The organism is Acidovorax sp. GW101-11A03 (genome assembly GCF_059424825.1).
Genome location: NZ_JBWKZU010000047.1, coordinates 1 through 26,845, shown reverse-complemented (window position 1 = coordinate 26,845; position 26,845 = coordinate 1). Strand labels below are relative to the sequence as shown.

At 64.2% G+C, this 26,845-nt stretch carries 18 protein-coding genes, 1 pseudogene and 1 riboswitch; of the genes and pseudogenes, 12 read left to right on the top strand and 7 right to left on the bottom strand.

The window, feature by feature from the left end; genetic code table 11:
• Positions 1 to 326: 326 nt before the first annotated feature.
• From AC07Z7_RS18235 to AC07Z7_RS18215, 5 genes are read left to right on the top strand one after another with little or no spacing between them, the layout of a single operon-like run.
• Entirely contained in the window at positions 327 to 1,643 is a 1,317-nt protein-coding gene (locus AC07Z7_RS18235) for a GTPase-associated system all-helical protein GASH (protein ID WP_494767158.1), read from the top strand.
• 6 nt (positions 1,644 to 1,649) lie between these two features.
• The gene (locus AC07Z7_RS18230) at positions 1,650 to 2,600 is read left to right on the top strand and encodes a TRAFAC clade GTPase domain-containing protein (RefSeq protein ID WP_494767157.1); all 951 of its coding nucleotides are present in this window, start codon (positions 1,650 to 1,652) and stop codon (positions 2,598 to 2,600) included.
• Between the two features lie 3 nt (positions 2,601 to 2,603).
• Positions 2,604 to 3,437: a TRAFAC clade GTPase domain-containing protein gene (locus AC07Z7_RS18225; protein ID WP_494767156.1), complete on the top strand. Its 834-nt coding sequence runs from the start codon at positions 2,604 to 2,606 to the stop codon at positions 3,435 to 3,437.
• Between the two features lie 6 nt (positions 3,438 to 3,443).
• Complete coding sequence (locus tag AC07Z7_RS18220) at positions 3,444 to 5,942, top strand: GAP1-N1 domain-containing protein (protein ID WP_494767155.1); 2,499 nt, start codon at positions 3,444 to 3,446, stop codon at positions 5,940 to 5,942.
• Between the two features lie 26 nt (positions 5,943 to 5,968).
• Positions 5,969 to 7,060 carry a caspase family protein gene (locus AC07Z7_RS18215; RefSeq protein ID WP_494767154.1) on the top strand — a complete coding sequence of 364 codons (1,092 nt, stop codon included), beginning with the start codon at positions 5,969 to 5,971 and terminating at the stop codon, positions 7,058 to 7,060.
• Between the two features lie 515 nt (positions 7,061 to 7,575).
• On the opposite strand, the gene AC07Z7_RS18210 is transcribed toward AC07Z7_RS18215, so the two are convergent.
• Together AC07Z7_RS18210 and AC07Z7_RS18205 are read right to left on the bottom strand one after the other, a co-directional pair.
• The gene (locus tag AC07Z7_RS18210) at positions 7,576 to 8,811 is read right to left on the bottom strand and encodes a tyrosine-type recombinase/integrase (RefSeq protein WP_494767153.1); all 1,236 of its coding nucleotides are present in this window, start codon (positions 8,809 to 8,811) and stop codon (positions 7,576 to 7,578) included.
• 516 nt (positions 8,812 to 9,327) lie between these two features.
• Positions 9,328 to 12,090, bottom strand: coding sequence for a DUF349 domain-containing protein (locus tag AC07Z7_RS18205; RefSeq protein ID WP_494767152.1), 2,763 nt, complete (start codon positions 12,088 to 12,090; stop codon positions 9,328 to 9,330).
• Positions 12,091 to 13,210: 1,120 nt separating this feature from the next.
• Here AC07Z7_RS18205 and AC07Z7_RS18200 point away from each other — a divergent pair.
• The 4 genes from AC07Z7_RS18200 to AC07Z7_RS18185 all read left to right on the top strand — a co-directional run bounded on the left by AC07Z7_RS18200 (position 13,211) and on the right by AC07Z7_RS18185 (position 17,218).
• Positions 13,211 to 14,050, top strand: coding sequence for a lytic transglycosylase domain-containing protein (locus tag AC07Z7_RS18200; protein ID WP_094290789.1), 840 nt, complete (start codon positions 13,211 to 13,213; stop codon positions 14,048 to 14,050).
• A gap of 67 nt (positions 14,051 to 14,117) precedes the next feature.
• Positions 14,118 to 14,268: riboswitch (ZMP/ZTP riboswitch) on the top strand.
• Between the two features lie 36 nt (positions 14,269 to 14,304).
• Positions 14,305 to 15,549 (top strand): serine hydroxymethyltransferase, encoded by a 1,245-nt coding sequence (gene glyA, locus AC07Z7_RS18195; protein ID WP_094290788.1) that lies wholly within the window; start codon positions 14,305 to 14,307, stop codon positions 15,547 to 15,549.
• A gap of 21 nt (positions 15,550 to 15,570) precedes the next feature.
• A complete protein-coding gene (gene nrdR, locus AC07Z7_RS18190; protein ID WP_063460772.1) occupies positions 15,571 to 16,020 on the top strand; it encodes a transcriptional regulator NrdR in 450 nt (149 codons plus the stop codon).
• Positions 16,021 to 16,318: 298 nt separating this feature from the next.
• A complete protein-coding gene (locus tag AC07Z7_RS18185; RefSeq protein ID WP_494767169.1) occupies positions 16,319 to 17,218 on the top strand; it encodes a DMT family transporter in 900 nt (299 codons plus the stop codon).
• A gap of 30 nt (positions 17,219 to 17,248) precedes the next feature.
• Here AC07Z7_RS18185 and AC07Z7_RS18180 read toward each other — a convergent pair whose 3' ends face one another.
• Both AC07Z7_RS18180 and aroC read right to left on the bottom strand, forming a co-directional pair.
• Positions 17,249 to 19,045, bottom strand: a complete 1,797-nt coding sequence (locus AC07Z7_RS18180) for a bifunctional metallophosphatase/5'-nucleotidase (protein WP_494767151.1) — start codon at positions 19,043 to 19,045, stop codon at positions 17,249 to 17,251.
• Between the two features lie 36 nt (positions 19,046 to 19,081).
• The gene (aroC, locus tag AC07Z7_RS18175; RefSeq protein WP_494767150.1) at positions 19,082 to 20,179 is read right to left on the bottom strand and encodes a chorismate synthase; all 1,098 of its coding nucleotides are present in this window, start codon (positions 20,177 to 20,179) and stop codon (positions 19,082 to 19,084) included.
• 213 nt (positions 20,180 to 20,392) lie between these two features.
• On the opposite strand from aroC, the gene AC07Z7_RS18170 reads away from it, so the two are divergent.
• Positions 20,393 to 22,567, top strand: coding sequence for a sensor domain-containing protein (locus AC07Z7_RS18170; RefSeq protein ID WP_494767149.1), 2,175 nt, complete (start codon positions 20,393 to 20,395; stop codon positions 22,565 to 22,567).
• Between the two features lie 60 nt (positions 22,568 to 22,627).
• Here AC07Z7_RS18170 and AC07Z7_RS18165 read toward each other — a convergent pair whose 3' ends face one another.
• Positions 22,628 to 23,077 (bottom strand): CBS domain-containing protein, encoded by a 450-nt coding sequence (locus tag AC07Z7_RS18165; protein WP_094290784.1) that lies wholly within the window; start codon positions 23,075 to 23,077, stop codon positions 22,628 to 22,630.
• 109 nt (positions 23,078 to 23,186) lie between these two features.
• On the opposite strand from AC07Z7_RS18165, the gene AC07Z7_RS18160 reads away from it, so the two are divergent.
• Positions 23,187 to 24,497, top strand: coding sequence for an O-acetylhomoserine aminocarboxypropyltransferase (locus AC07Z7_RS18160; protein ID WP_494767148.1), 1,311 nt, complete (start codon positions 23,187 to 23,189; stop codon positions 24,495 to 24,497).
• A 2-nt stretch (positions 24,498 to 24,499) separates the two neighbouring features.
• On the top strand, positions 24,500 to 25,318 hold the full coding sequence (locus AC07Z7_RS18155; RefSeq protein WP_494767147.1) for an alpha/beta fold hydrolase: 819 nt from the start codon (positions 24,500 to 24,502) through the stop codon (positions 25,316 to 25,318).
• A gap of 30 nt (positions 25,319 to 25,348) precedes the next feature.
• Here the strand turns inward: AC07Z7_RS18155 and AC07Z7_RS18150 are convergent, their stop codons facing one another.
• Together AC07Z7_RS18150 and AC07Z7_RS18145 are read right to left on the bottom strand one after the other, a co-directional pair.
• Positions 25,349 to 26,611 (bottom strand): DUF418 domain-containing protein, encoded by a 1,263-nt coding sequence (locus AC07Z7_RS18150; protein ID WP_494767146.1) that lies wholly within the window; start codon positions 26,609 to 26,611, stop codon positions 25,349 to 25,351.
• A pseudogene (locus AC07Z7_RS18145) lies at positions 26,608 to 26,845 on the bottom strand (TetR/AcrR family transcriptional regulator); the annotation flags it as partial. The gene AC07Z7_RS18150 and the pseudogene AC07Z7_RS18145, both read right to left, overlap by 4 nt.

The window sequence follows — 26,845 nt, the reverse complement described above, 5'->3', positions numbered from 1 at the left end:
AGTACAAATCGAATTGCATGTCCAAGAGCTGTCGAAAGCGGCCGTTAGCGATCGCAGCCAGCATGAAGCTGACTTTCCAAGGTCATAGTCAGCTCTGCAGCGGTTGCCGTCTCTCGTGGTATGCGGCCCGGCTCACGCTCTGTATACCGAATCGGTCAATGGCTCACTGATTGACCTACTTCACCGATGGCTGCTGCCGATAGTGGAGCAGCCGCCCAAGCATTCAGCCCGCCGGTGCCGCAGGGCGGCCGGCCCGCCGCGAATGTGTGCAGTTTGGGCGCTAAGATGCGGTTTGTTGCAAATCAAAAATGGCGGGGAGGCCACGGATGAGTAGCGAATATCTGATGAGATTTCTCGAGATTGGTGCTATAGATCTGAAAGGCGATGACACGAAACTCGAGAAGTTGCGCGCTACAGCGAAAGACCTTTCCACGGTTTTGAAGAAGGCTCCCGCCAAGACGGTCTGCTTCACCATGGCAGCCGCAGACCCTGGCATCGCATCGGACGATCCGACCATCCAAAAGGCGATGGCGGCGCTGCGCGAGCAGTGGGAAACCGTGTCCAACGCCTACGCCCGTCCTCCCGTGGCCATCCTGCGAGCAATCCTCCTTGATGCCATCGTCCTAGCCGCCCGGTCGGACGAAGCAATCTCGGTTGCGTTCGTCAATACTGCGCGCAACGCACTGGCCCATGCAGAGACCTCTGACGAAGAGGCGGTCTGGCGCGAGGCGGTTGGTGAAATTGAAGCCAAAGTCGATGCGCGCGCCGAGGAAGAGTGGTCGACGCCAGAAATGATTACGGTTGACCCACTGCAGTACGCCGCACCAGCCTCGGTGGTCCAGAAGATGAAGGTGCCCGCAGTAAATCGCGAGACGCTTGAATCTTTGATTCATCGCGCAGCGGGACCATGGGGTGGCAACGGATCCAACCAGTACGTTCTAAGCAATCAGCCTCAGCAATGGGCAGCATCGTTCTCGAAACAGATGAGTGCGGCCATTGCCGACGAGTTGGAGTCGATGGCGAAGGGGTTGGTGCCTGCGCCAGTTGACCTGTCCGGACCTCTTTCGGCGCTTGCAAGCACAGTCGGCACTCACGTTGAGAAGACTCTTGCAAGTTTCAGCTGCGCAACGGCCGGCCTGCAACGCCGCACCAACCTTCTCTGGTGGAAGGAGGCACTGTACTCGCCCAGTGCCCACGAGAGTTATCTCGACCTGCCTCGCTATGAGGCGGCGGCCCTGATGGCGCTGGACCTTCATGAGCAGGTTCCGACCTACTCCCCGGCGAGCGTATCGTCGTTCCTCAAGGAAACCATCCGATGTCTGCCTGTAGATCCAGTTGCTGCCGAAAGCAGCAAGCAGGAAGTCGCCGCGCTGGTTCAAGACGCTAGAACCACTGCATTCATGCAGCCGTTCCGCAACCTCGCGGCGCAATACGTGCAAGCAGCGGAAGGACGTGGCCCTCTGCTGTCGGTAATTGGTCACCCGCAGAACCCTGGAATCATCGACGCGGGGCTGCTCCGTGCGCTTGTCGGCATCGATGCAAGTGCAAAGATGACGCCCGCCGAGTGGGGCACCTACCTTTTCCGAGAACTCCAGAGCGCGCGAGCGACCAACGCCGGCGTCAAGCGTTCGAAGCGGAAGTAGGTCACCATGGACCACTGTCCGCTCCCCAAATGCTCCGCTGACGACAACATCACATGCTCCCTAGGACACATCAAGCTCGCAAATTGCCCTGAGTGGAAGAAGGTCGTCCAAACCTCCACGACCGCGCAACCTAATCCAGACGAGCTGGCCGTGCCGTGGAGTGGCTCTGCCCTTGGCGAGTCCGACCTCAACTTCATCAGTGGCAGGGGCAAGCCCATCACCGTTGGAATCGTGGGCCCGGAAAGCTCAGGCAAAACTACTATCCTGGCTGCGTTCTATCTGTTGCTCGGTCGTGGCAACCTTACATCCGAAGACAGCCTCTTCAGCAACTCGTACACGCTGGCTGGTTGGGAGGCTGTCGCCAATAACCTTCGTTGGAAACCGGGTCAGACCCCTCACTTCCCACCGCACACCACCAGCCGGGCCGCGCGCGCGCCAGGCATGCTCCACCTGGCTTTCCGCCGCCAGGACGGAGCGCTACGTGACCTGCTTTTTGCTGATGCCCCTGGAGAGTGGTTCCAGAAGTGGTCCATCAATCAGCAGTCTTCGGAAGCCGAAGGCGCCCGCTGGATTGCCAAGCATGCTGACGTCACCTTGCTGATTGCCGACCGCCAAGCGCTCGCTGGGGCCGCGAAGGGAACCGCCAGAAACGAGTTCCAGCTTCTAGCTCAGCGTGTGGTCGCTGAATCACAAGGCCGGCGCTTGGCTATTGTTTGGACCAAGGGCGATGTTGAAGTGGCGCCAGCGATGGAGGCGCAAATCAGGAGAGCAGTGGGCTCCGCTGCATCCAATGTTCCCGAGTTCACGGTCAGCGTATTCAAATGTGGCGAGGTCGAAGCCGCGGAAGGCTTTCAGAAGCTGTTCAACTGGATCCTTGAGACCAAGCGCCCAAGCGTGCAGCTGCCCACATCGGAAGTGGCCGGCCACGACCTGCTGTTCCGCTACGGTAGGAGATAACTGGTGCACGCCCAACACAGAATTCTTTTGGTCGGCGAATCAAATGTCGGCAAGACCCACTACGGCGCACAGTTCTTGAAGCGACTGATGGTCGATTCATGCGCGCTCAAGCGCAATGGCGCCGCGACGAACCTGGAGGCCTTCACCACTGCGCTCAGCTGCTTGGCTGAAGGCAAAGCGACCGACCACACTCCCGCCGGCACCTACGTCGAGAGCGTCTGGCCCATCAAGGACGATGCCGGCCGCACCGCGGAACTCGTATGGCCGGACTACGGCGGCGAGCAGGTGCGAAACCTTGTGAAACAGCGGCGTATCCCTGCTGCGTGGCGTGAGCGCGTCCTGGCCGCCACGGATTGGGTGGTGCTGCTTCGTTTGCACTCGCTACGTGCTGAGGATGACCTGTTCTCCCGGCCGCTGCAGGCCTTTGCCGGCCCTGAGGCCAAAGAAGTCACCGAGTACGAGGCGTCAGACCAGGCCAGGACGATCGAGCTCCTGCAGATGCTGCTCTACCTCGCCCAGCTGAACCTTGACCGCAAGCTGCGCAAGCCCCGCCTGACAGTGTTGCTGAGCTGCTGGGACGAGCTTGAAACCAGCGAGCTGCCGGAGAAGCTGCTTGCAGCAACGTTGCCGATGTTCTGGTCGTTCGTCCGGAGCAACTGGGAATCTCCCATGTTCATGGGACTGTCGGCTCTGGAGAAGGCGCTCACCAAGACCGAGTCGAACGAGGAGTACGCGATTCGCGGCCCGGAGGAGTTCGGCTACGTCATCTTGCCGAATGGCACGAAGGACAAGGACATCACGCTGCCTATCCAGCGGCTGATGGCCGAACCGGCCTGAGCGCGAATGCGAGTTGAACAGGCCGTATACGGTCAGATTGGCGAGCGTGGGCATGGCCTGCGGCAATCGAGCGACCAGTCGAAGTTGGCGGCGGAAATCTACGGCCGGCTGGACCTTCCCGACGGTGTGCCCGGCGGGGTTCAGGGGTGGTCTCCGTTCGTCCGAGGGTTCCCAGTTGGCGACCACTATGTGATTGCCAAGACGTTCTTGGACCCCAGTGCGTCTCGTGGAGGCATGGTCCTGTCTCACGCGCTCATAGTGAGCTTGGACGACGCATGCGGCCTCCGCAGCCTAGCCCCACTGTTCGGGCGTCTGGCAACGGCCGTAGACCAGTTCCCGATTTCGACCACGACTCTTGACCTTGACCTTGACCTTGAACTTGCAGGCATTCATGAGCCCTATGCGCGTGAGCTGGTCGGAGCTGCCAATGCGCTGGCGACGCAGCAGCAAATGCCGGTCGTCAACGTAGGCGTGGCAGGGTTTGAGGGTCTGGTCAATGCGCTGTGGCAGAACCTCAGCTCTGAGATGCGTCGCTCTTTTGCGTTTCGACTTAGCTTCGGGCCAACCGACTTGGTGGAGCAGCCGCTGCCCACAATCGTCTGCACTCCTGAGCAGCTTCGCGCTCGCTGGCTGAAGCATGCGGTGGTCAATCCGGACAACGCCTTGCCAGCGTCGGCGGTGGCTGCGGTGCTTTGTGGTCAACGACCCCTCGCCCCCTTGGTGGCGCTCGCCGCTGACCTCGGGGTAACGCTCACAACGGTCAAGGATCTGGGCCGTCTTGAAAGGCTACACACCCTCATCGAAGACAAGGGCAATTTCGATGACCTTCTTTCGGCGGTTCGCATGGTCGACGGGCTCTCCTCGGACCCGAAGGTTGGCGTCGCCATCAAAGGCGATCTCATGAGTAGGCTTGTGGGACTCATTCCCGCTGCTAGCGCGAGCCAGCTGCTCGTCTTGAGGAATCTGCTCTTGGCCGGGTTCTCTCAGGCCCAGCAATTCTGGTTGGCGGTCGAGCTTGCTGTGGCCAAGCTGAAGTTCGAGCCGACGCAGGACGCTGAGCTAGGTGAACTCGCGCAAGCTGCTGGAGACGAAGAGCTTGCGTTCGAACCGTGGCGGGCCGCTGCCACTACGGGGCTGCTGGTCGCGTCACGCAACGACGATGCGCCAATCTACAAAGCGGTCTGGCGGTGGGCCGAAGGCAACTCGCCCGCGTTTTCTGCGGTCGTGGATGCCCTGCCAACTGAGCGCGACTTTGAGCAGCGCCTCGCTGCTGCTGTGCCCAAGAAGCTCCAGGTCGCCAAGCCGGAGCAGTTGCTCGCACCTGTGTTGAAGAAGCGCTGGCTGGTGGCCTATGGCACCGTGCTAGCCGCGACGCTGGCACCGCGTGACGCAGCGCGTCAGCAGCTCAAGGTCGACAAGGCCGCGGACCATTCCGAAGGCTTGAAGGCTGCGCTTGGCCAAGCGAACGCTGCGCAGGTGCTGGAGTGCGCGGTCAACGAGAAGGACTTGCGCTTGGTGAACATTGCTGCGGACATGTCGGTTTCTGACCCCAAAGTGCTCTCCGGCATCGGAGGCCAGGACATCTCCGAGCAACGGGTCTGGGCCGCTGCGATCATGAAGAAGCTCTCGCTGTGGAGCGCGCCTAAAAACCCTGCTGATGTTCGTGACACCGTCTTGGAGCAGCTTGTCGACGGGCACGCGCTCGAGCCGAGCCTGCTTGAAGCCTTGGCGCACACGCCACTTGCGGATGTCTCTTCGTTCCCGCGACGAGCTGAACTTTGGCATCGGCTACCCCAACGAGATGCCTACCTGCAGGCAACAGCTGCCGGATGGCTGGAGCAGGCAGAGACCAGCGGCAAAGCAACAGTGCCCGAAGACACGCTCGAGCAAGCCATCATTGCGAGCCCCCAGCTGCGAGCTATCCTTGGTAGGCCGTCTGTGTCAGTCGACGCAAGCCTTTCGATCATCGTCGCGCTGGCGTCGTTCTCGGAGTCGATGTTCATCACATGGCTCGAAACGATGCTGCGGGGCATGAGTGTGCTTTCCACCGCTTCCTCGGAGCGGCTAGGGACGCTTGTTGCGTCCGCGCGCTGGGACCGTGCTGCGAATACTCTCGCCGAGTTCTATTCGGCGCGTCGGCGCGCCGACCTTTTGCCGGCGCTTCGTGCGTGTTCGGGGTTGCTGGGCATGTTTACCCGCTGGCGGCTGGGGGTGTTTGCTCCAACGGCCAGTGAGAAATGGGCCGCTCTGGAAGAGGCAGCATGCGATCTTTACCCCGCCGGCCCTGATGACGAGCAGCTCTGGTCACGGGCAGGAGGAAAAAAGTCAGACCTTCGCGGAGGATTCCAGAGCGGCGCCGCCCGTTGGCATGCGGCGCTGAGTTCAGTTCGATTCGGCGGCCAACCTAAAGCTCGAGAGCTTCTTTTCCACATGCTGAAGGACTTCCCCGACAACGAGCAGTTGCGGCTCTACGCCAGCGACACCGATATCGTGGGCTATCGCTAGCCTGTGCATCACAACCCATTTAAGTCATGACTTCGCCTTCCTACCACCAAGGACATGCGCTGCTGGTCGGCGTATCTAAGTACCAACACATCTCATCCCTGCCGAGCGCGATCCTGAACGATGTGATGGACATCGCCGCGACGCTGTCGTCGGCTGACTACTGCGGCTATGTGCAGGACAATGTCGTGTCGTTGCTCAATGCCGATGCCACGCGACAAACGGTGTTGGATGGTCTGGGCGCTCTGGCCGCCCGCGCCGGGGAAGATGACACCGTCTGCGTGTACTTCTCTGGCCACGGAGCAGTTCTGCCGAGCGCCGTTGGCGATGACAGTGCGCTGCTCACCGTGGACAGCGACCTTGCCGATCTCGCAGGCACCGCCATCAGTTCGGGCGACTTGGCGGCCGCACTCGGCCAAATCAAGGCAAAGCGCGTCCTTGTTTTCATCGACTCCTGCCACGCTGGCGGCGCCGCCCTTTCCAAGGGCCTGACGGATGGCCAAGGTCCCGAATTCAAGTCTGGCTACAGCCCAAGCGCTTTCGCCAAGCTCGCGGTCGGAACAGGGCGAGCCCTGATGGCATCGTGCCGCGCCGATGAGGAGTCTGGCGTCTTCTCGGGAGCAAGGAACAGCATATTCACCACAGCATTGCTCGCAGGGCTAAAGGGCGCCGCGGACAAAGACAACAGCGGGGTCATCAAGGTGTTCGACCTGTTCGAGTACGTTGCCGAAGAGGTTCCTAAGGCTGCCTCGGACGACCAGCATCCCGTCTTCAAGGCTGATAACCTTGAGCAGAACTTTCCGATCGCGTTGAGTCGTGGAGGAAGGAAATCACCCGCCAGCGCTTCCTCGTCGTCAATGCCGGTCGATGCTGACCGTTGGAGCCAGCTGGAACAGTACCTCATCGAGCTCTTCCCAACCGGGCCGCGTGAACAGGAGTTGTGGACGCGGGCCGGTGGCGACCTTTCGAAGCTTCAGCTCCATGGGTCGGGTCAAGCCATGTGGCATTCGGCGCTGCGAACCCTCAAGCAAGGCGGAGGTGGCAAGAACATCAGCTTTGGCTCTCTCGTAGCGGCGGCGAAGGAAGACTTCCCGAATCACCAGCTGCTGACATCGCTGTAGGACCATCGTTGAGCACAGCTGACGAGGGGCTAACCATTGACGTTGAACGCCATCTTTGCGCGGCTCACTAGCAGAACTCTAATTCGGCTTAGTGCGACATGAGCCTGCCGCGACACGAAGAAGCTGCCATTCAGACGTGTTCGGGGCCGGCCACGCGGTCTAGTGACCGGTTCCGAGGGTGACGCGGCCGTTCGCGGCCGGCCACGCTCAATGGCTGGTGTTGGCGGATGCCGCCGTCCAAGTAAGGATGCGCGAACGACTCACATCAGCCTTAAGCGGACAAAAGCGATTTGCAACAAGGCTGAAAAACTATCGAGTTGAGTAGTGTGTCTTGTCGAGCGCACCCTATGCCAAGAAGCCATACGTGCTTTTGACCTACACCCCCTCCACTGCCTTCGATGCTCACCAGAGGCGCGTCGCAAACAAGCTCATGCGTTTTGGTACATCAATCCCGGTCAAATAGCCGCTGAGACTTCAATGCAAATCGTATTGAGTCTGTTGACCCGGGTACTCCTTCAGGTCGTTTTTCTGATTTGTCCAAAGTAGCCCTGAACAGCAACTATGGGCCCCATACCCAACTTCGGCCCATCACAAAACTTGCACCAATCCTCCATCATCACTCGACGCTTATCCAAGGCATCGCCACGCCGATAAGCAGCCTCCACCTTGTTCTTCAAGACATGCGCCAGCGCTTGTTCTGCAACCTCACTGGGATGGCGGGTTTCCTCGCCCACCCAGTCGCGAAACGTGGAGCGAAACCCGTGGGGCACGGCGTCCACCTCCATGTCGCGCATCACCTTGCTCAGGGACATATCGGACAGCGCCTTGCCTACCCGTCCCGGGAAAATGTGCTCAACACCTTGAATCCGGGGTTGCGCCTTGAGTAGCGCCAGAGCCGCACGACTCAGCGGCACCCGGTGCTCCTTGCCTGCTTTCATGCGTTCGGCAGGCACAGTCCACACGGCGGTATCCAGATTCACCTCGGACCAAGTGGCTCCGCGTACCTCACCGCTGCGGGCTGCGCACAAGATCACAAACTCCAAGGCCCGTGCCGAGTTACCAGGCTGTTTACGTAACCGGACCATGAATTCAGGCAGCTTGGCGTACTCCAAGGCCCGATGATGCTGAACCTTGACGATCTTGCCTGGAGCAGGCAGAAGCTGATCGAGATGGCCTTTCCACGCCGCAGGGTTGTCTCCTGATCGGTAGCCCCTTACCTTGCACCAGTCAAGGACCGACTCCATGCGTCCGCGCACCCGAGAAGCCGTTTCGTTTTTGGTCTTCCAGATGGGCTCTAGGACCGCCATCACCCCGTCCTGGGTCACATCCTGGACCAGCAGACCGCCGATCACAGGGAAAACATAGGCTTCCAAAGTGCTCTGCCACTGGGCTCGGTGCTTGGGATTCTTCCACCCATCACCATGGGCTGCAATGTAGGCCACCGCCGCCTCTTCGAATGTCTTGAGAGAGGCTTGCTTCGCCTGGAGCGCACTCTCCTGCTCCTTGCGTTGAATCTTCGGGTTGATGCCCTGTTCGAAAAGCGCCTTCGCCGCCCGGGCTTTTTCGCGGGCATCGCCCACCCCCACTTCAGGGTAGGGCCCCAGCCCCATGACCTCGCGCTTGCCAGCTGCCGTCACACGCAGCACCCAAGAACTTCCATTGCCCCCGTTCAGATAGAGATAAAGGCCGGAAACGCCACCAACCGCATAGCGACCTGCATCTTTGAGGCGCCTGATTTCCAACGGGGACAACTCTTTTGCCTTGCGAACCACAGCACCACCTCGCCAACATTGGGGGACAGACTGGAAGCCTGCTCTATACATTCACCTCAGATTTCAGGGGGGTAAATTTCCTGAGAGGGACACCAATGGTATCAGTCCGCCATCATTTCAATTGCACCTTTCATTGCACCATTGGAGAAATGATTGAATCGATTTGATTCGGATGGTCTCGGATGTAAATTTTAGAAAAAAACCTTACAAATCAGTCAGTTGCAGAAATTTTCCGAATGAGATCAGTAGACAAAAATTACCTAGAATACGGACGCCCTCTCCGCCATATGCAAACATTCAGAGCACTTCCATTGCTTTGAAAGCGCCAAAAAAATAAATCCCCGCATGCCGGGGATTTTTCATTTGTGCTGCCTACATTTCGTCGCAGCCAATCACCACTACGCAGCACACCCGTGGATCGGCGCATTCGCCTGCACGGGCCCGCGGCACATGCCCGGGAGCCCCTCCGGGCCACCCGAGCAGCACCCTCATCCCTTACTGCTTGCGCAGCAGCGTCTTCAGCACGTTCTGCAGACGCCGGGCGCTGGCAGGGTCGCTGGCACTGGCCAGCACGCGGGCAGCATCCTGGCCCCAGGTCTGGGCCGGGGCCGGGTCGTTACGGCGCGTCAGCAGTTGCAGTTGCAGCATGCGCCGAGCAGCGATGTGCTCCGCGGGTGTGGGGGCTTCGGCTGCCATTTCCAGGCGCAGCAACGCTTCGGATGCATCGCCCTGGGGCGCAGCGGACAGAGCCTGCGTCCATGCGGCGCGCACGGATGCCGTCACGCGGCCACCCAGGTCCTGTGCACTCGGGACCTGGGACGGATCGCGCTTGTCCCACGCCGCGAGCAACTGGGTCAGCGTTTCACCATGGGCCTGGGCTGCCAACTTTTTCAGCGCCAGCTGAGCGTGCTCCATGGCATCACGCTGTGCCCGGAAAGCCGCATCACCCAGGCGGGGACCACGGTCTTCGTGAGCAGGGCGCTCGCCCATGCGGCCGCCACGGTCATTGCGGTCACCAAAACGGCCTTCGGTGCGCGGGCCACGGCCCGCGTCACGGTCACCAGGACGACCATCACGGCGATCACCTGGACGCGCGCCACGGCCAGCGGCGGCTGGTGCATCCTTTTTCATACCAGGGCGGTCGTCGCCACGCACAGCCACCACGGGGCGGGCTGGCTTGGGGGGCGCCACAGGGGCGGCGGCAGGTGCCGCAGCTTCGCCATCAGCGGCTGCCCCACTCGCATCAACATCCGCCGCAGGAGCATCACCCGCGCCGGCCTGCTCGGCAGGCGACGCAGCGTTTTGTGCCGCCTCCGCCTTCTGCGCAGTAGCCACCGCTTCAGCCGCCTGGGCCTGGCCACGCAATGCAGCCTCCAGCGCCTGCACGGCAGCACGGATCTGCTGGGCATCGCCCGTGGTATTGGCAGTCTCCAGGGCCTTGGAGGCGTCCAGCACCGCGCGGTCGCGTGCGCTCAGTTCGGTAGCAGCCTTTTCACGGTCGGCCGATTTGCGATTGAACGCCTCGTCAATGGGTTTGCGGAAAGCATCCCACAGCTTTTGTTCGTGCTTGCGATCCAGCGGCACGGACTGCGCCTCGGCTTGCCAGCGCTGCTGCAGGGCCTTGACCGCGTCGATGCGCAGCGTGGGTGCAGCGCCCAGCGCCGTTGCTTCCTCGATCATGGCGTGGCGGCGGGCCAGGCTGTCTTTTTGTGCGGCCTCCAGCGGCGCGGCGGCCAGGGCAATGGCCTGCTTCCACTGCGGCTGCAGTTCGGCAAACAGCTTTTCGCCCACATGGCCACCCTCGCGCCAGCGGTCACCAAACTGGTACAGAGCGCGGTTCATGCCCTTCCAGTCGGTCGATGACGCGTGCTCTTGCGCCCAGGCCTTGACCTCTTCGATCAGCGCCAGGCGCTGCGCCTTGTGCTCAGCCGCTTCGGTGCGGATCTTGTCCAGCCAGGCCTCGACGACCTTGTGCGCGGCGTTGCAGGCTTCGTCGAATTTTTTCCACAAGGCGTGGTTGGGGGCACCGCCTTGGTCTGCCTGCTTCCATTGGTCACGCAGGTTGCGCAGGGTCTCCTGCATCTTGCGGCCACCCAGGGCCTGCCCTTCGGGGCGATTGAGCAATGCCTCAGCCTTGGCGACGAGGTCTTCGCGCACCTGGTCGGCGCTCCAGCGCTGCCAGCCCTCCAGTTCGCCCGCAGCCACCAGTGCGGTGTGCACCTGCTGCTCCAGCGCGTTGTCGATGTGTTTGCCATGCACCTTGAGCACGGCCCGCAGGGCGGCGGCGGCACCGGCGCTGGCCTTGCCATGGCCTTCGGCGGTTTCCTTTTCCAGCGTCGCCAGAGCTTCGCGCACCACCTGTGCGGCCTTCTCCACCACCTCGGGAGCCACCTTGGGCTTGGTGGCACGCGCGGGTTTGGCTGCAGCCGAAGAAGCGGCCGCCTCGGTAGGCAGGCCTCGCGCAGCACGCAGTTCATCGGCCCACACGGGCACGGGGGGCAAGGGTGCTGCTGCGTCTTCGGCCGCTGCGGCCGCCTGGGCCACGGCGGGCTGGAAGGCTTCCCACACCACCAGCAACTGGGTGCGAGAGGCGTCCAGCAGCGGGGGGAAGCGGGCTTCCACGCTCACCCAGCTGGCGTCGCCCGTCAGTTCCTGGGCTTGCTCCTGCCAGCGCGCAACGTCGGCGCGCAGCAGTTCAAGCGCCGCATGTGCATCGCGCCAAGGCTTGGTCGAGAGCACTTCAATGCGTTGTGCAAGCAGCACGGCGGCTTCGCGCTGCACCTGCACGCGGTGCTGCAGGTCTTCGATGACCTTCACGCGGTCAGCCATCTGCGCCTTGAGCAACGACAGCGGTTCACGGGACAAGGGCGCACCGGCCTTGGCCGCATCGCGCTGCCAGGCCAGGGCGTCTGCAATATTGAGCTTGGGGGCGGCCAACAGCGCCTGGGCCTTCTCGGCCCATTCGGCGGCGATCGCTTCTTGCCCCTTGGCGCGGCGGATTTCATCCAGGCGCTCACGCACGGCACGGGCGGCACCCTTGTCACGGCCGCTCAGCTCCTTGAAGACTTCCTGCAGCTGTTCGGGCGCGGGCTGGGTGGCCAGCCAGTCACGGATGCGGGAGGCGCGCTCGCCGGACGTGGCGGCAGAAAAAGCACCGCCGGTCAGCGCGTCGAGCGGATGCGGCTCTTGGGTTTTGGCCGGGGCCGGATTCACTTCAGGTGCGTCGGACATTTTGCTGCGGGAAAAAAATGGAAACATGGATCCAATGGATAACGAAGGCACCCCTGGCGCATTGCCAAAAGAGGACCTGCCACGGCAAGCGCACTGCATGCGTGCCGGGGCAACAAAGGGGCTATTTTCACCGGGTTCTGAGCGGGCGCCTTTGTATGCACCACACCAACCTTCTACAGGTGATCTGGCACAAGGCTTGGACAGGCAGCCGACAGGCTGCGGCCCCTCTATGGGAACCTCGCCCTACTGCGGGCGAACAGTCGCCCCGCCAGGGGCAGCCCCCATTATCTATATATAGACGCCAATGCCCAATCGCCAAGGGATCCTGCACGAATGGAGCGGCAAGCGGGCGCTGCGGAACGGGATGGGCTGCAAGGCGCAAAAAGCAGCAATAGCCGTAGCTATTGCGAGTATTTGCAACGCCGCAGACAGCCCGAGACCGCAGATGCACACGGCGCGGTGATTTGTGCAGAATTGTGCAGAGGATCCCAAGGGTGAAGCACAAACAAGAAAGCCCGACGGACAGGGCCTCATGGCCTGCCCGCCGGGCTTGACGGCTGACACAACGGTCTTTGCCATCGGTCGCGATGCGGAGATAAAGGTCCGCATGGCGAGGAGGCAAGGGATTGCCTCCAGGGGTTGCCTTAGAAGCGGCATCTGCTGCACCTTGGCACTGAATGCCCTCGGAGGGAGATTTCGCTTCGTCTGGCGATGCCTGAAATCTACAGGCGCCTCCACCTTACCAAAGTCGCTCTCCGGGCTCAAATCGGATTCTCAATGACGGCCACACGGCCGATTGAATTTGACACGGGGGTGTCACACCCACCACCCGCGCCAGGCAACTTCGAGCCCCTCAAAGAGCCCAAAAACTGTAATTTTTTACAGATTTTTCATAACTCAAGTGTCTGATGATTTCGATTGTTAGTATTGACTATGCATTTAGAGAGCTTCTAGAATCCGCCAGCCCTGAAAACGGGCTAGTAAAAACCCCAACCCGCTGCCGAACCCGGCTAAGTCAAACCAGGCGACAAGCACTCCACAGACGTGCAGCCCGGACTTGATGGCGTACCAATCCAGGCGACTTGCCGGGAAGGTGCAGTCCCAGTGACTGCTCCAAGCTCCCGCTGCGCCTCAGAAAGGAAGAGCTATGACAGCGTCAGGAAAAATAGTCTCCGGCGTACGAACCTTCGTGGCCGATGTGACCGAAGGTTTTCTTGAAATCACCCACAACAGCTTTGCCCTCATCGGCCTGGCAGTTGCCTTCATCATCATTGCCCTCACAGCCCGGCCCGACCTGCGCCAAGCTGGCGAAGAGCGTCTTATGGGCTGGCTGCAGGCCCGCCAGGTGGAAATGCTGGGCATGCCCATCGAGCCCGAAGCCAGCGAGCGCGCCACGGCCGCCAACCCCAAGGACCTGCCCAAGGAGCAGGCCGCAGTGGCCTTCTGGCTCAGCAAGAAGTACCGCGTGGCGCCCGAGCCGCTCAGCGTGCTGGTGGCCGAGGCCTATGAGATCGGCACCCGCGCCAAGATCGACCCCACGCTGATCCTGGCCATCATGGCGATCGAGTCGAGCTTCAACCCGTTTGCCGAGAGCGCCGTGGGCGCCCAGGGCCTCATGCAGGTCATGACCCGCGTGCACACCGACAAATACCAGAGCTTTGGCGGCCACTTTGCGGCCTTCGACCCGGTGAGCAACCTGCGTGTGGGTGTCAAGGTTCTGCAGGAATGCATTGCGCGCGCTGGCTCCGTCGAAGGCGGCCTGCGCTACTACGTGGGCGCAGCCAACATGGCCGACGATGGCGGCTATGCAGCCAAGGTGATGGCAGAGCATTTCCGCCTGCGCCAGGTCGCCAATGGCCGGGCCATGCCCTTCAACCCTCCCCCATCGCTGTCCACCCAGGCGCCTGCCCAGAGCATTCCGGCCGCAGCCCCCCCGGCAGCGCCCACCGCGACCGCCGACAAGGTGGCCCTGCTGTCGGGTCTGTGAACCCCTCGGCCCAGCGGAGATTTGTGCGATGCACCTCGTAGGTGCACGCCGCCGTGTCGGCTACACTAGCGAAGTACGCGACTGGCGATAGGCGCGGTACCCGCACAGGGTGCTGCCGCTGACGTGGAAACCGGCAAGGGCCCGCCCCTTGTGAACCACTGGGAAGCGTGCCGCACGGGGCCACCCGCTGCGTTCAGCCGTTCGCCTGGGCAGCCCTTGTTTCAAGGGACACAAGTTCTTAGGACTGCCAAACCATGTACGACCGCAACATTCTTGTCGAACAAACCGACCCCGAACTCTTCGCCGCCATCCAGGCCGAAAACGCCCGGCAAGAGCACCACATCGAGCTGATCGCCAGCGAGAACTACGCCTCCCCCGCCGTGATGTGGGCGCAGGGCACCCAGCTGACCAACAAGTACGCCGAAGGCTATCCCGGCAAGCGCTACTACGGTGGCTGCGAGCATGTGGACGTGGCCGAGCAGCTGGCCATCGACCGCGTGAAGAAGATCTTCGGCGCCGATGCCGCCAACGTGCAGCCGCATTGCGGCGCATCCGCCAACGAAGCCGTGTTCCTCGCCTTCCTCAAGCCCGGCGACACCATCATGGGCATGAGCCTGGCCGAAGGCGGCCACCTGACCCACGGCATGCCGCTGAACATGTCGGGCAAATGGTTCAACGTGGTCTCCTACGGCTTGAACGCCAAAGAAGAAATCGACTACGACGCGATGGAAGCCAAGGCCCGCGAGCACAAGCCCAAGCTGATCGTGGCTGGTGCATCCGCTTACAGCCTGCACATCGACTTTGCCCGCTTTGCCAAGGTCGCCAAGGAAATCGGCGCCATCTTCATGGTGGACATGGCCCACTACGCGGGCCTGATCGCTGCCGGCGTGTACCCCAACCCCGTGCCCCACGCCGACGTGGTGACATCAACCACGCACAAGAGCCTGCGCGGCCCCCGTGGCGGCATCATCCTGATGAAGGCTGAGCACGAGAAGGCCATCAACAGCGCCATCTTCCCCGGCCTGCAAGGCGGCCCGCTGATGCATGTGATTGCAGCCAAGGCCGTGGCCTTCAAGGAAGCGATGCAGCCCGAGTTCAAGGCCTACCAAGAGCAAGTGGCCAAGAACGCCAAGGTCGTGGCCGAGACACTGACCGCACGCGGCCTGCGCATCGTGTCGGGCGGCACGCAAAGCCACGTGATGCTGGTGGACCTGCGCGCCAAGGGCATCACCGGCAAGGAAGCCGAGGCCGTGCTGGGCGCCGCCCACATGACCATCAACAAGAACGCCATCCCCAACGACCCTGAAAAGCCGATGGTGACCAGCGGCGTGCGCATTGGCACCCCCGCCATGACCACACGCGGCTTCAAGGAAGAAGAAGCCCGCATCACGGCCAACCTGATTGCAGACGTGCTGGACAACCCCCGCGATGAGGCCAACATCGCCGCCGTGCGCGCCAAGGTCAACGCCCTGACTGCACGTTTCCCGGTCTACCGTTAAGCAAGCCGGTCCTGGAAGTCCATGAAGTGCCCCTTCTGCAGCCACCTCGAAACGCAAGTCGTTGAAACGCGGGTGTCTGAGGATGGGGTCTTCATCCGCCGCCGCCGCCAGTGCGGCGCGTGCGACAAGCGCTTCACGACCTACGAGCGGCCGGAAGTGAACTTCCCGGCCATCGTCAAGAAGGATGGTCGGCGCATTGAATACGACCGCAGCAAGCTGCTCGGCTCGTTCAGCCTGGCACTGCGCAAACGCCCGGTGAGCACGGAGCAGATCGACAGCGCCATCGAGCGCATCGAAGAAAAGCTGCTCAACCTCGGCCAGCGCGAAGTGCTGTCCGGCCGCATTGGCGAACTGGTCATGCGCGAACTCAAGAAGCTCGACAAGGTGGCCTACATCCGCTTTGCGAGCGTCTACCGCAGCTTCGAAGACATCGACGACTTCCGCGCCATGGTCGATGAAGTGCGCAAGTAGGTAGGTCAGCGCCAGGCCAGGCGACGTGGTCACCTCCACCCGGCCCACCGGGCATGGAGTTCAAGCTTTTTTGGCGCCTACCGCGCGCCCATCATGCCTTGATAGCTATCAATAGCATAGCAATCAAACAACGCCATGGCTTCCCGACAGATGCTGCCAGCAGCGCTGTCACCAAGGCTACAGCGCGCAACGCTCCTGAAACGATAGCTGCAACGGCATACTGGACGAGCGCAAACGGCATTTTTTGCTTTAAGTTTTTTACCCGCACATGCAGCACGCCCAGCGCCCGTGCCCGACAATCGCTGCGGTGAAAACCCGCCACTTTCTGCAGCTGGTGCTGCTGTCTGCCCTGTGGGGCGCCTCATTCCTCTTCATCCGCATCGCCAGCCCCGTGCTGGGGCCCAACGTGATGGCGGCCCTGCGCATCGGGCTGGCCACGCTCACGCTGATTGGCATCATGCGCCTCGCCAACGAGTCCTGGCCCTGGCGCCACTGGCGCGAGCTGTTCGGGCTGGGCACGCTCACCGTCGCCCTGCCCTTCTTGCTGTACGCCTGGGCGGCCTTGCACTTGCCAGCGGGCTACAGCTCGCTGCTCAACACCATGGCTGTACCGTTTGGCGTGATCGCCGCCGCCTGGATGAAGGAAGACACGCTGAGCGCGCGCAAGTGGCTGGGCTGCCTCAGCGGCTTTGCGGGCGTGGCGCTGATCGTGCAGTTGGGCCCCGTGCAGCCCACCCCCGCCCTGTTGCTGGCGGCGGCGGCCTGTGTGGCGGCGTCGGCCTGCTATGGCATCTCGACCACCTGGATGAAACGCGCCACCCAGCGCATGTCCCCGCTGTCGATTGCCGCAGGCATCCATGCCGCCGCCCTGGTGCTGTTGCTGCCGGGCGCAGCCTGGAGCCTGCCCGAAGCGCGCTTCACACCCGGCGCACTGGCCGCCGTGGCCGTAATGGGCATCGTGACCTCGGGCCTGGCGTATTGGCTCAACCTGCGGGTGCTCAAGCATGTCTCGCCCGTGGCCGCCATGAGTTCGGCCTTCATGATCCCGCTGTTTGGCGTGGCCTGGGGCCATGTCTTTCTGGGCGAGGCCCTGGGGCCGGGCATGCTCTGGGGCGGCGCGCTGGTGCTGGTGGCGACCGGGCTGGTCACCGGGTTCAACCCGCTGCAATGGCTGGGTGCGCTGCGCCGCCGCAGCTGACCCGCACTATGGCTGCAGCGCGGCCCCGCGTCAGCGGCCCACGCGCGTGATGCGGTCCGTGGCGGGCGGCGCCACCGGGCTTTGCTGGCGGAAGTAGGCCTCCAGCGCGTCCAGGTCCAGCGCGCCCACCTGCCGGTCCCGGCCCTGGGTCAGCACCGTGAAGTTGTCGCCGCCGCTGTCCAGAAAGCTGCTCATGACCACGCGCACCGGTTGCGCGTCGGCCAATGGCGCGCCGTTCAGCACCATCTGGCTGATGCGCGCCCCGGCGGGCTGGGTCAGGTCGTAGCGGTAGCTGAAGCCGCTGGACACCGACAGCACCCGGGGCCGCTGCACCGTGTTGCCGCCGCTGGCGAACTGTTGCTCCAGCACCGCTCGGATCTGTGCCCCCGTGAAGGTCTTCACCACCAGCTGGTTGCCAAAGGGCTGCACCGCGTACAGCTGGCCATACCGCACCAGCCCTTGCTCATCCGGCACCAGGTCGGCGCGCAGGCCGCCGGGGTTCATGAACGACAGCTGCGCGCCCCCCTCTTCGGGCGAACGCGTGGCCAGCAGTTGGGCGTCCGCCACCAGGTTGCCCAGCACGCTCTCCAGCGCCGCGTTGGGCTGGCGGCGCATGGGGCCCTTGGCCTGGCCCACGGGCCGCTGGGCCAGTGGAATGGCGGCGGCGCGGTAGGTGTCGATGATCTTCTGCACACCTGGGTCTGCCGGGAAGGCAGGCACGGCGGTGGTGACGGGCACAAGGCCCTGGGCACCAGTGAAGGCCTCGCCCTGCACCACCACATTGCGTGCTGTCTTGCTCACCACACGGCGGGTCCGCGTATCCACGCGCAGCTGGATGTCAGTGAGCAGCGTGCCGTACTGGCCTGCGCTGGTCAGCAAGAAGGGTTTGGCCGGGTTCACGCGGCTGTAGTCGCACACATAGGCCTGGTGCGTGTGGCCCGAGACCACCACATCCACGGCAGGGTCCAGGCGCTCCAGAATGGGCACGATGTCGCCCGACAGGCCTGCGCAGCTGGTCTCCTGCACGCCCGCCGTGGTACTTCCGCCTTCATGGATGGCCACCACAATCACATCAGCGCCCTGGGCCTTGAGCTGCGGAATCAGTGCGTTGGCCGTGGCCGCCTCGTCCTCAAAGCGCAGCCCCGCCACGCCCGACGGGCTGACCATGGTGGGTGTGGCCTGCAGGGTAAGGCCGATAAAACCCATGGTGACCGTGACGCCGCCTTCGGTGAACCGCTTGAGCCCCGTGGCGGGCAGCAGGGTGCGCCCGTCTTCGCGCACTGTGTTGGCCGCTAGCAGGCCAAATCGGGCGCCCTCGAACGGCTTGCTGATGCGGCAGGGCTCGCGCGAGGTGAATTTCTCGCAGCCGCCGTGCTGCAGCCGCAGCAGTTCGCGCCAGCCCCGGTCGAACTCGTGGTTGCCCACCGCATTGAAGTCGATCTGCATGCGGTTGACCGCTTCGATCGTGGGTTCGTCCAGAAACAGCGACGACACCAGCGGCGAGGCGCCCACCATGTCACCCGCCGACACCACCGCATGGTGCGGCGACTGGGCCTTGAGGGCCGCCATGGCGCTGGCAAAGTAGGCCATGCCTCCGGCAGGCGCCAGCACCGGGCCCGTGGGCCCTTGCACCCGGTGCGCCATGTGGGGCGGCTCCAGGTTGCCGTGCAGGTCGTTGAAGCCGATGAGGGTGATGTCGATGTGGGGCGGCGCGCTGCCCGCCACGGGGGCTGTGGGCACAATGCCGCTACAGCCGCCCAGCCACAGCGGCACGGCCAAGGCGGCCAGCGCCCGGCGACGGAAGGCCCGGAACAAGCGGTTGCTCATACAGAGGGACCGCCCCTGGGACGGTGGGAGTTGGTGTTACAGAAACGAAGCCTGGATGGGCGGCACGGGCGGCACCACATCGCCGCACTGGGCGCGGTGGCGCAGCGCGTGCTCCATCACCACCAGCGCCAGCAGCGCCTCGGCAATCGGCGCGGCGCGAATGCCCACGCAGGGGTCGTGGCGGCCCTTGGTGATCACCTCGGTGCTCTTGCCGTGGATGTCGATGGACTCGCGCGGGCTGATGATGGAGCTGGTGGGCTTGATGGCGATGCTCACCTCCAGGTCCTGCCCGGTGCTGATGCCGCCCAGCACGCCACCGGCGTTGTTGGTGCGAAAGCCCTGGGGCGTCATCGAGTCGCCATGCATGGTGCCGCGATGCGCCACGCTGGCAAAGCCCGCGCCAATCTCCACGCCTTTCACGGCGTTCAAGCCCATCATGGCGTGGGCGATGTCGGCATCCAGCTTGTCGTACAGCGGCTCGCCCAGCCCCACGGGCACGCCCGTGGCCTGCAGGCGGATGCGGGCCCCGCAGGAGTCGCCCGCCTTGCGCAGGGCATCCATGTAGTCCTCGTACTGCTGCACGTCGGCCACAGGGGCGAAGAAGGGGTTGTTGCGTACGTGGTCCCAACTCTCGAATGGGATGGGCAGTTCGCCCAGCTGGGTCATGCAGGCGCGGAACTCGACGCCATACTGTTGTGCCAGCCACTTCTTGGCCACGGCGCCTGCGGCCACGGTGGGCGCCGTCAGGCGGGCCGATGACCGACCACCGCCGCGCGGGTCGCGGATGCCGTACTTATGCCAGTAGGTGTAGTCGGCATGGCCGGGGCGGAAGCTCTCGGCGATGTTGCTGTAGTCCTTGCTGCGCTGGTCGGTGTTGCGGATCAGCAGGGCAATGGGGGTACCGGTGGTCTTGCCCTCGTACACGCCAGAGAGGATCTCCACCGCATCCGGCTCGTTGCGCTGCGTGACGTGGCGGCTGGTGCCAGGGCGGCGCCGGTCCAGGTCAGCCTGGATGTCGGCCTCGGTGAGGGCCATGCCCGGCGGGCAGCCGTCGATCACGCAGCCAATGGCTGGGCCGTGGGATTCACCAAAGTTGGTGACTGCGAATAGGGTACCGATGGTGTTGCCGCTCATGGGGCGGGATTATCCCAGACCCACCGCCCCCCAACGGCCTGGAGCGCAACCGGCGTATCCACTGATCTTGTCCCGCCCTGCGCAGGGCATATCGCGCTTGGCATGGCCCCACGCGCTTGCTAGGATCGGCACACCACCTCCGGGACCTCCATGCCCGCCTCTGCCCTGCCAATGCCTGGTCCCTCTTTGCCCCACGCAGAATTTCTGCCCCCCATGCTGGGCGATGCCCCCCTTCGCAAGGCCCTGGATGCCAGCGACAACGCCATCGTGATGACCAACAGCGCCAAGCGGGTGGTGTACATCAACCAGGGGTTTACGCGGCTCTTTGGCTTTCAGCCCGAGGAAATGCTGGGAAAGCTGCTCAGCGAGGTGCTGCTGGGCCCGCATTCCGATCCGGCCCTGCTGGGCAGCATCCGCTCCAAAGTCAGTACCCAGGGCGAGTTCCATGTCGAGACCATGCTGTACAGCAAGTCCGGGCAACCACGCTGGGTGTCGATGGTGATCAATGCCTCGCCCGAGGCCTCGGGCGGCCCAGGAGGCAGCATCACGGTGCTGACGGACATCACCTTGACCAAGATGCACGAAGTGCTGCAGACAAAGGTGCTGGAAGGCATGGTCAACGAACTGCCGCTGCCAGACCTGATGGCGCTCGTGTGCCGCGAGGTGGAGCGGATTGCCCCCGAAGTCACGGCCTCCATCCTGGCAGTCGATGCACAAGGCTGCCTGCGCCCTCTGGCCGCCCCCGGCCTGCCAGCGGCGGTTTGCGATGCCCTGGATGGCCTTCCTATAGGTCCGAAGGTGGGCTCCTGCGGCACGGCGGCGTTTCGCAACGCGCCGGTGATCGTCACCGACATCACCACCGACCCCCTGTGGACGGACTACCGCGACCTGTTCGCCCCCACGGGCCTGCGGGCCTGCTGGTCCAGCCCCATCTCCAACCACCAGGGCAAGCCGGTAGGCACTTTCGCCTTTTATTTTCGGGAGCCACGCAGCCCCGGTGCGCTGCACCACCGCCTGGTGGAGGTGTGCCTGCACCTGTGCGCCCTGGCCATCGAACGGGACAGCACCCACCGCCGCATTCACCAGCTGGCGTCTTTCGACACGCTCACGGGCCTGCCCAATCGCGCCATGTTCCGCAGCAGCGCAGAACGCGCCTTGGCCGGCCTGGAGCACGAAGAGCGCCCCGGGGCCTTGCTGTTTCTGGATCTGGACCGGTTCAAGCAGATCAACGACACCCAGGGGCACGCCGCAGGCGACGCCCTGCTGTGCGAGGTGGCCGCGCGGCTCACGCAGTGCCTGCGTGCGCGCGACCTGATCGGGCGGCTGTCGGGGGACGAATTTGTGCTGCTGCTGTCCGAATGCACCACCGAACAGGCAGTGCCCATGGCGCAGCGGATTCTGGAATCCATCGCCCAGCCCCTGCACATCAACGGGCAGGTCCATAGGCCCCACGCCAGCCTGGGGATCGCCATGTTCCCCGACGACGGCAGCAACATCGACACCCTGCTGCTGCACGCGGACCAGGCCATGCACCAGGCCAAAAGCGACCACCGGCACAGCCTGCAGCTTTTCAGCGCCGAGATGAACCGCCGCGCGCAAGAGCGCGCATCGCTGGAACGCGCGCTGCAACAGGCGCTGGCGGAACGCAGCCTCACCCTGCACTACCAGCCCCAGGTGCTCAGCAGCTCGCCAGATACGCTGCATGGCGTCGAAGCCCTGGCACGCTGGCACCACCCCACCTGGGGCATGGTGCCGCCTTCACAGTTCATCGCCATTGCAGAAGAGGCGGGCTTGATCCACACGCTCACACTGTGGCTGCTGGACGAAGCCTGCCGCCAGCTTGCGGCATGGCGCGCGGCAGGCCATCCCGTGCCTTGCGTGGCCATCAACCTGTCAGGCCGCAGCTTTCACCAACCCGGGCTGGCGCAGGAGATCGCCGACGCCTTGAAACAGCACGGCCTGCGCCCCGGGGATGTGCTGCTGGAGATCACCGAAAGCGTGATGATGGACGCGCGGCCGGTGACCCTGGCCAACATCGACACCCTGCACCGGCAAGGCTTCAAGCTGTCGCTGGACGACTTTGGCACCGGGTACTCCAGCCTCAGTTATCTGCACCGGCTGCCGATCAGCGAACTCAAGCTGGACATGGCCTTCGTACAGGACCTGACCACCAGCGCCACGGCGCGCGCACTCACGGTGTCGGTGCTGAGCATTGCGCACAGCCTGGGCATGGTGGTGGTGGCGGAAGGCGTGGAAACCGTGGGCCAGCAGCAATGGTTGCAGGCGCATGGGTGCCCGGTCATGCAGGGCTATCTGTTCGGCAAGCCCCTCCCGCCCGAGGACATCGAGGCCTGGCTGGGCGCCCGATCGGCGGCACACAACCACTGATCCGGGCATCCACGCGGTGGCAGGGCCACGCCACGGCGGCAACCGGAGCCCCCGGCGGGGTCAGGCGCGTGGTTCTTCCTCAGGCCAGTCGCGGATGTAGGCCTTGAGCATCTTGTTCTCGAAGTTCTGGCTGTCCACCACGGCCTTGGCCACGTCGTAGAAGCTGATCACGCCCATGAGCATGCGGCGGTCCATCACCGGCATGTAGCGCGCGTGGCGGTCCAGCATCATGCGGCGCACCTCGTCCATGTCGGTTTCCAGGGTGCAGGTCAAAGGCGCATCGTCCATGGCGGTGCGCACCAGCATCGTGCCCACGCTGCCGCCGTTTTTCACCACGGCCTGGATCACTTCGCGGAAGGTGAGCATGCCCACCAGGTCACCATGCTCCATCACCACCAGCGAACCGATGTCGCGCTCGGCCATCAGGGCCACGGCGCCTGCCAGCGGCTCGTCGGGCGAGGCGGTGTACAAGGTGTTGCCTTTGACGCGAAGGATGTCGCTGACTTTCATGGTGCTGGGTCTCCGAGAGGGCGAGAGAAGCGCGGCAGGCGCTATAGACAATTTGCTACCAAATATAGCCCACAATGCCCGCCTGCATTGACAACATGGGAGACACCCGATGCCCGGCTATTCCGACCCCGGCTTTGACACGCTGGCCCTGCACGCAGGGGCGAGCCCCGACCCCGCCACCGGCGCGCGCGCCACGCCCATCCACCTGACGACCTCGTTCGTCTTCGAGTCGAGCGACCACGCAGCGTCGCTCTTCAACCTGGAGCGCGGCGGCCATGTCTACAGCCGCATCAGCAACCCCACCAACGCAGTGCTGGAGCAGCGCGTGGCGGCCCTGGAAGGTGGCGTGGGCGCGATTGCCACCGCCAGCGGCCAGGCCGCGCTGCACCTGGCGATTGCCACGATCATGGGCGCGGGCAGCCACATCGTGGCGAGCACGGCGCTGTATGGCGGCTCCCAGAACCTGCTGCACTACACGCTCTCGCGCTTTGGCATCGAAACCACCTTTGTGAAGCCGGGCGACATCGACGCCTGGCGCGCCGCTGTGCGCCCCAACACCAAGCTGTTCTTTGGCGAAACCGTGGGCAACCCGGGCCTGGATGTGCTGGACATCCCCACCGTGAGTGCGATGGCACACGAAGCGGGCGTGCCGCTGCTGGTGGACTCCACCCTCACCTCCCCCTGGCTCATCAAGCCCTTCGAGCATGGCGCCGACCTCGTCTACCACTCGGCCACCAAGTTCCTCTCGGGCCACGGCACCGTGGTGGGCGGCATCGTGGTGGACGGCGGCAGCTTTGACTGGGACGGCCCAAAATCCGCCGGCAAGTTTGCCGAGCTGACCCAGCCCTACGACGGCTTCCACAACATGGTGTTCACCGAAGAAAGCACCGTGGGTGCCTTCCTGCTGCGTGCGCGGCGCGAGGGGCTGCGCGACTTTGGCGCCTGCATGAGCCCGCACACGGCCTGGCTCATCCTGCAAGGCATCGAGACCCTGCCGCTGCGCATGGCGCAGCACATGCGCAACACCGAGAAGGTGGTGGAATTTCTGGCTGCGCAGCCGTTTGTGTCGCGCGTGGGCCACCCCATGCTGGAGTCTCACCCGAGCCACGCCCTCGCGCAAAAGCTGCTGCCGCGTGGCGCAGGCTCCGTGTTCAGCTTTGACCTCAAGGGCAATCGCGAGCAGGGCAAGAAGTTCATCGAAACACTCAAGGTCTTCAGCCACCTGGCCAACGTGGGCGACTGCCGCAGCCTGGTGATTCACCCAGCCAGCACCACTCACTTCCGCATGAGCGACGACGCGCTGGCGGGCGCAGGCATCAGCCAGGGCACCATCCGTCTGTCCATCGGCCTCGAAGATGCCGACGACCTCATCGACGACCTCAAGCGCGCGCTCAAGGCCGCCGAGAAAGCGGGGGCCTGACCATGCACATCCAAGTCAACGGCGCCGCCATCTACTGCTACACCGGCGGCAAGGCCTTCGATGCCGCCAAGCCCACCGTGGTGTTCATCCACGGCGTGCTCAACGACCACAGCGTGTGGGCCCTGCAAAGCCGCTACATGGCCAACCATGGCTGGAACGTGCTGGCCATCGACCTGCCGGGCCACTGCAAGAGCGGTGGCGACGCGCATGCATCGGTGGAGCAGGCGGCCGACTTCATCGGCGCGCTGCTCGACGCTGCGGGCGTGGAGCGCGCAGCCCTGGTGGGCCACAGCTGGGGTTCGCTCATTGCCATGGAAGCCGCCGCTCGGCTCAAGGACCGCGTCAGCCATCTGGTGCTGGTGGGCACGGCTTTCCCGATGAAGGTATCGCCCGCGCTCATCGAGGCCTCGCAGAGCGACCCCGAAAAGGCCCTGCGCATGGTCAACGTGTTCTCGCGCAACACGCTGGCCGCGCCCCCGTCGGCCCTGGGGCCCGGCACCTGGGTGTTTGGCACGGGCATGGCGCTGGGCCGCCGGGTGCTGCGCAGCAACCCGGCCGTCAACGTGTTCCACCGGGGCTTTGTGGCCTGCGACAGCTACGCCGGTGGCGAAGCCGCCATGGCGCAACTCACCTGCCCGGTGCTGTTTGCGCTGGGCGCGCAGGACCAGATGACCCCCCCGAAGGCCGCGCAAGGCCTGGTCAACGCGGCCCGCGCTGCAGGCCAATCGGTGTCGATCGCGAGCCTGCCCGTAGGCCACCACCAGATGACCGAAGCGCCGGAAGAAACGCTGTTCGCGCTGCGCGACTTTCTGGCCCGCTGAGCAACACGCCGCCCGCGCCCTGGCCAGTGGTCAGGGCGCGCCGCGCCGCCACGCTGGCCACTGCCAAAGCGTGAAGGCCCGCAGCCACCACTCCACCGGGCCGTAGGCGTGTGTGGCCATCCAGCGGTGGCTCCACGCCAACTGGGCCCCGTACAACGTGAACACCCCCAGCACCACCAGCCAGGGCGCCACCCGGCCCACCAGCGCAAAGCCATAGGCCGTGAAAACTGTGGCCCCGATCAGCGACTGCAGCAGATAGTTGGACAGCGCCATGCGCCCCGCAGGCTCCAGCGCCGCGCCCAGACGCTGGCCCACGGGGCCATGCTGCAGCAGCCACAGCAGCAGCGCCACATAGCCGAAGGTAAGAAACGGCGCCGTGGCCAGGTCCACCGCCAGCGCGGCCAGCACCACATGCTCGGGCTGCTGCACGCTGCTGGTACCCACCTGTGCCGTGGCATAGAACAGGGCCCCCGCCCCTCCTACAGGCAGGCACCACGCCATCCACCGCCGCAAGTGCGCTGGCTGCTGCGACACCCGGGCCAGAAAGCCCGAGCGGTGGGCCGCGAGCCCCAGCAGGAACATGGCCAGTGCACAGGGCCCCTGCACAAACACCAGCACAAACCACACGCCGTCGGCCATGTCTCGCCCGCGCTGGGCGATGGCATCCAGCGCGCTCGCACGGTAGGCCTGTGCGGCCTGCTGCGCCTTGGCATGCAGCTCGGCCACCGGTACCTCTATGGGCGGCACATGCGCCACCAGCCAGGCCAGCAGGCCCCAGCCTCCGGCCACCATGCCCAGCAGCGCCAGGGCCAGCACCGTGGCCGATGCGGGTTTCAGCCCGCGCCAGGCCAGCAGCAGCACGCCCAGCAGTGCATAGGTGACGAGGATGTCGCCCGCGAACAGCAACCAGGCATGCGCAAGCCCCAGCAGCAAAAGGCCCAGCAGGCGGCGCAGAAAGCGCGGCACAAAGGCGCTGCCCGAACGCTCCGCCGAATCCATCTGCAGCGCAAAGCTGTAGCCGAACAGCAGCGAGAACAGCAGGTAGAACTTGGTCTCGAAGATGAAGCTCACCCACCAGCGCACGGCATGGTCCACGGTGCGGGAGAAGGCCGGGTCCACCACACCCACGCCAAAGTAGGTGGATGCAAAACTGCCCGCATTGACCATGAGGATGCCCAGCAGCGCAAAGCCGCGCAGCGCGTCGATGGCGTGTTCGCGCCCGGCACTGGCCGGTGCGGGGTGGACGGGGGTGGTGGGTGCGGCGGGTTCGTGGGGGTGCGCTGCCTGCGTCATGCGCCCTCCCCCACCGGCGCCACCACCGCGGCCAAGGCCCCCAGCACCAGCGAGCGATAGGCCTGGGCGTCAAAACGCTCTTCCACCATGGCCCGGCCAAAGGCGCCATCCAGCAGCAGCAGGATCCAGTCCGCCACCTGCGCAGGCGGCATGGTCAGCCGCGCCTGCTGGCGTTCCACCGCCGTATCAAGCAGACGCACCAGCTGGGCCTTGCGGCCCGCCTCGCTCCGTGCC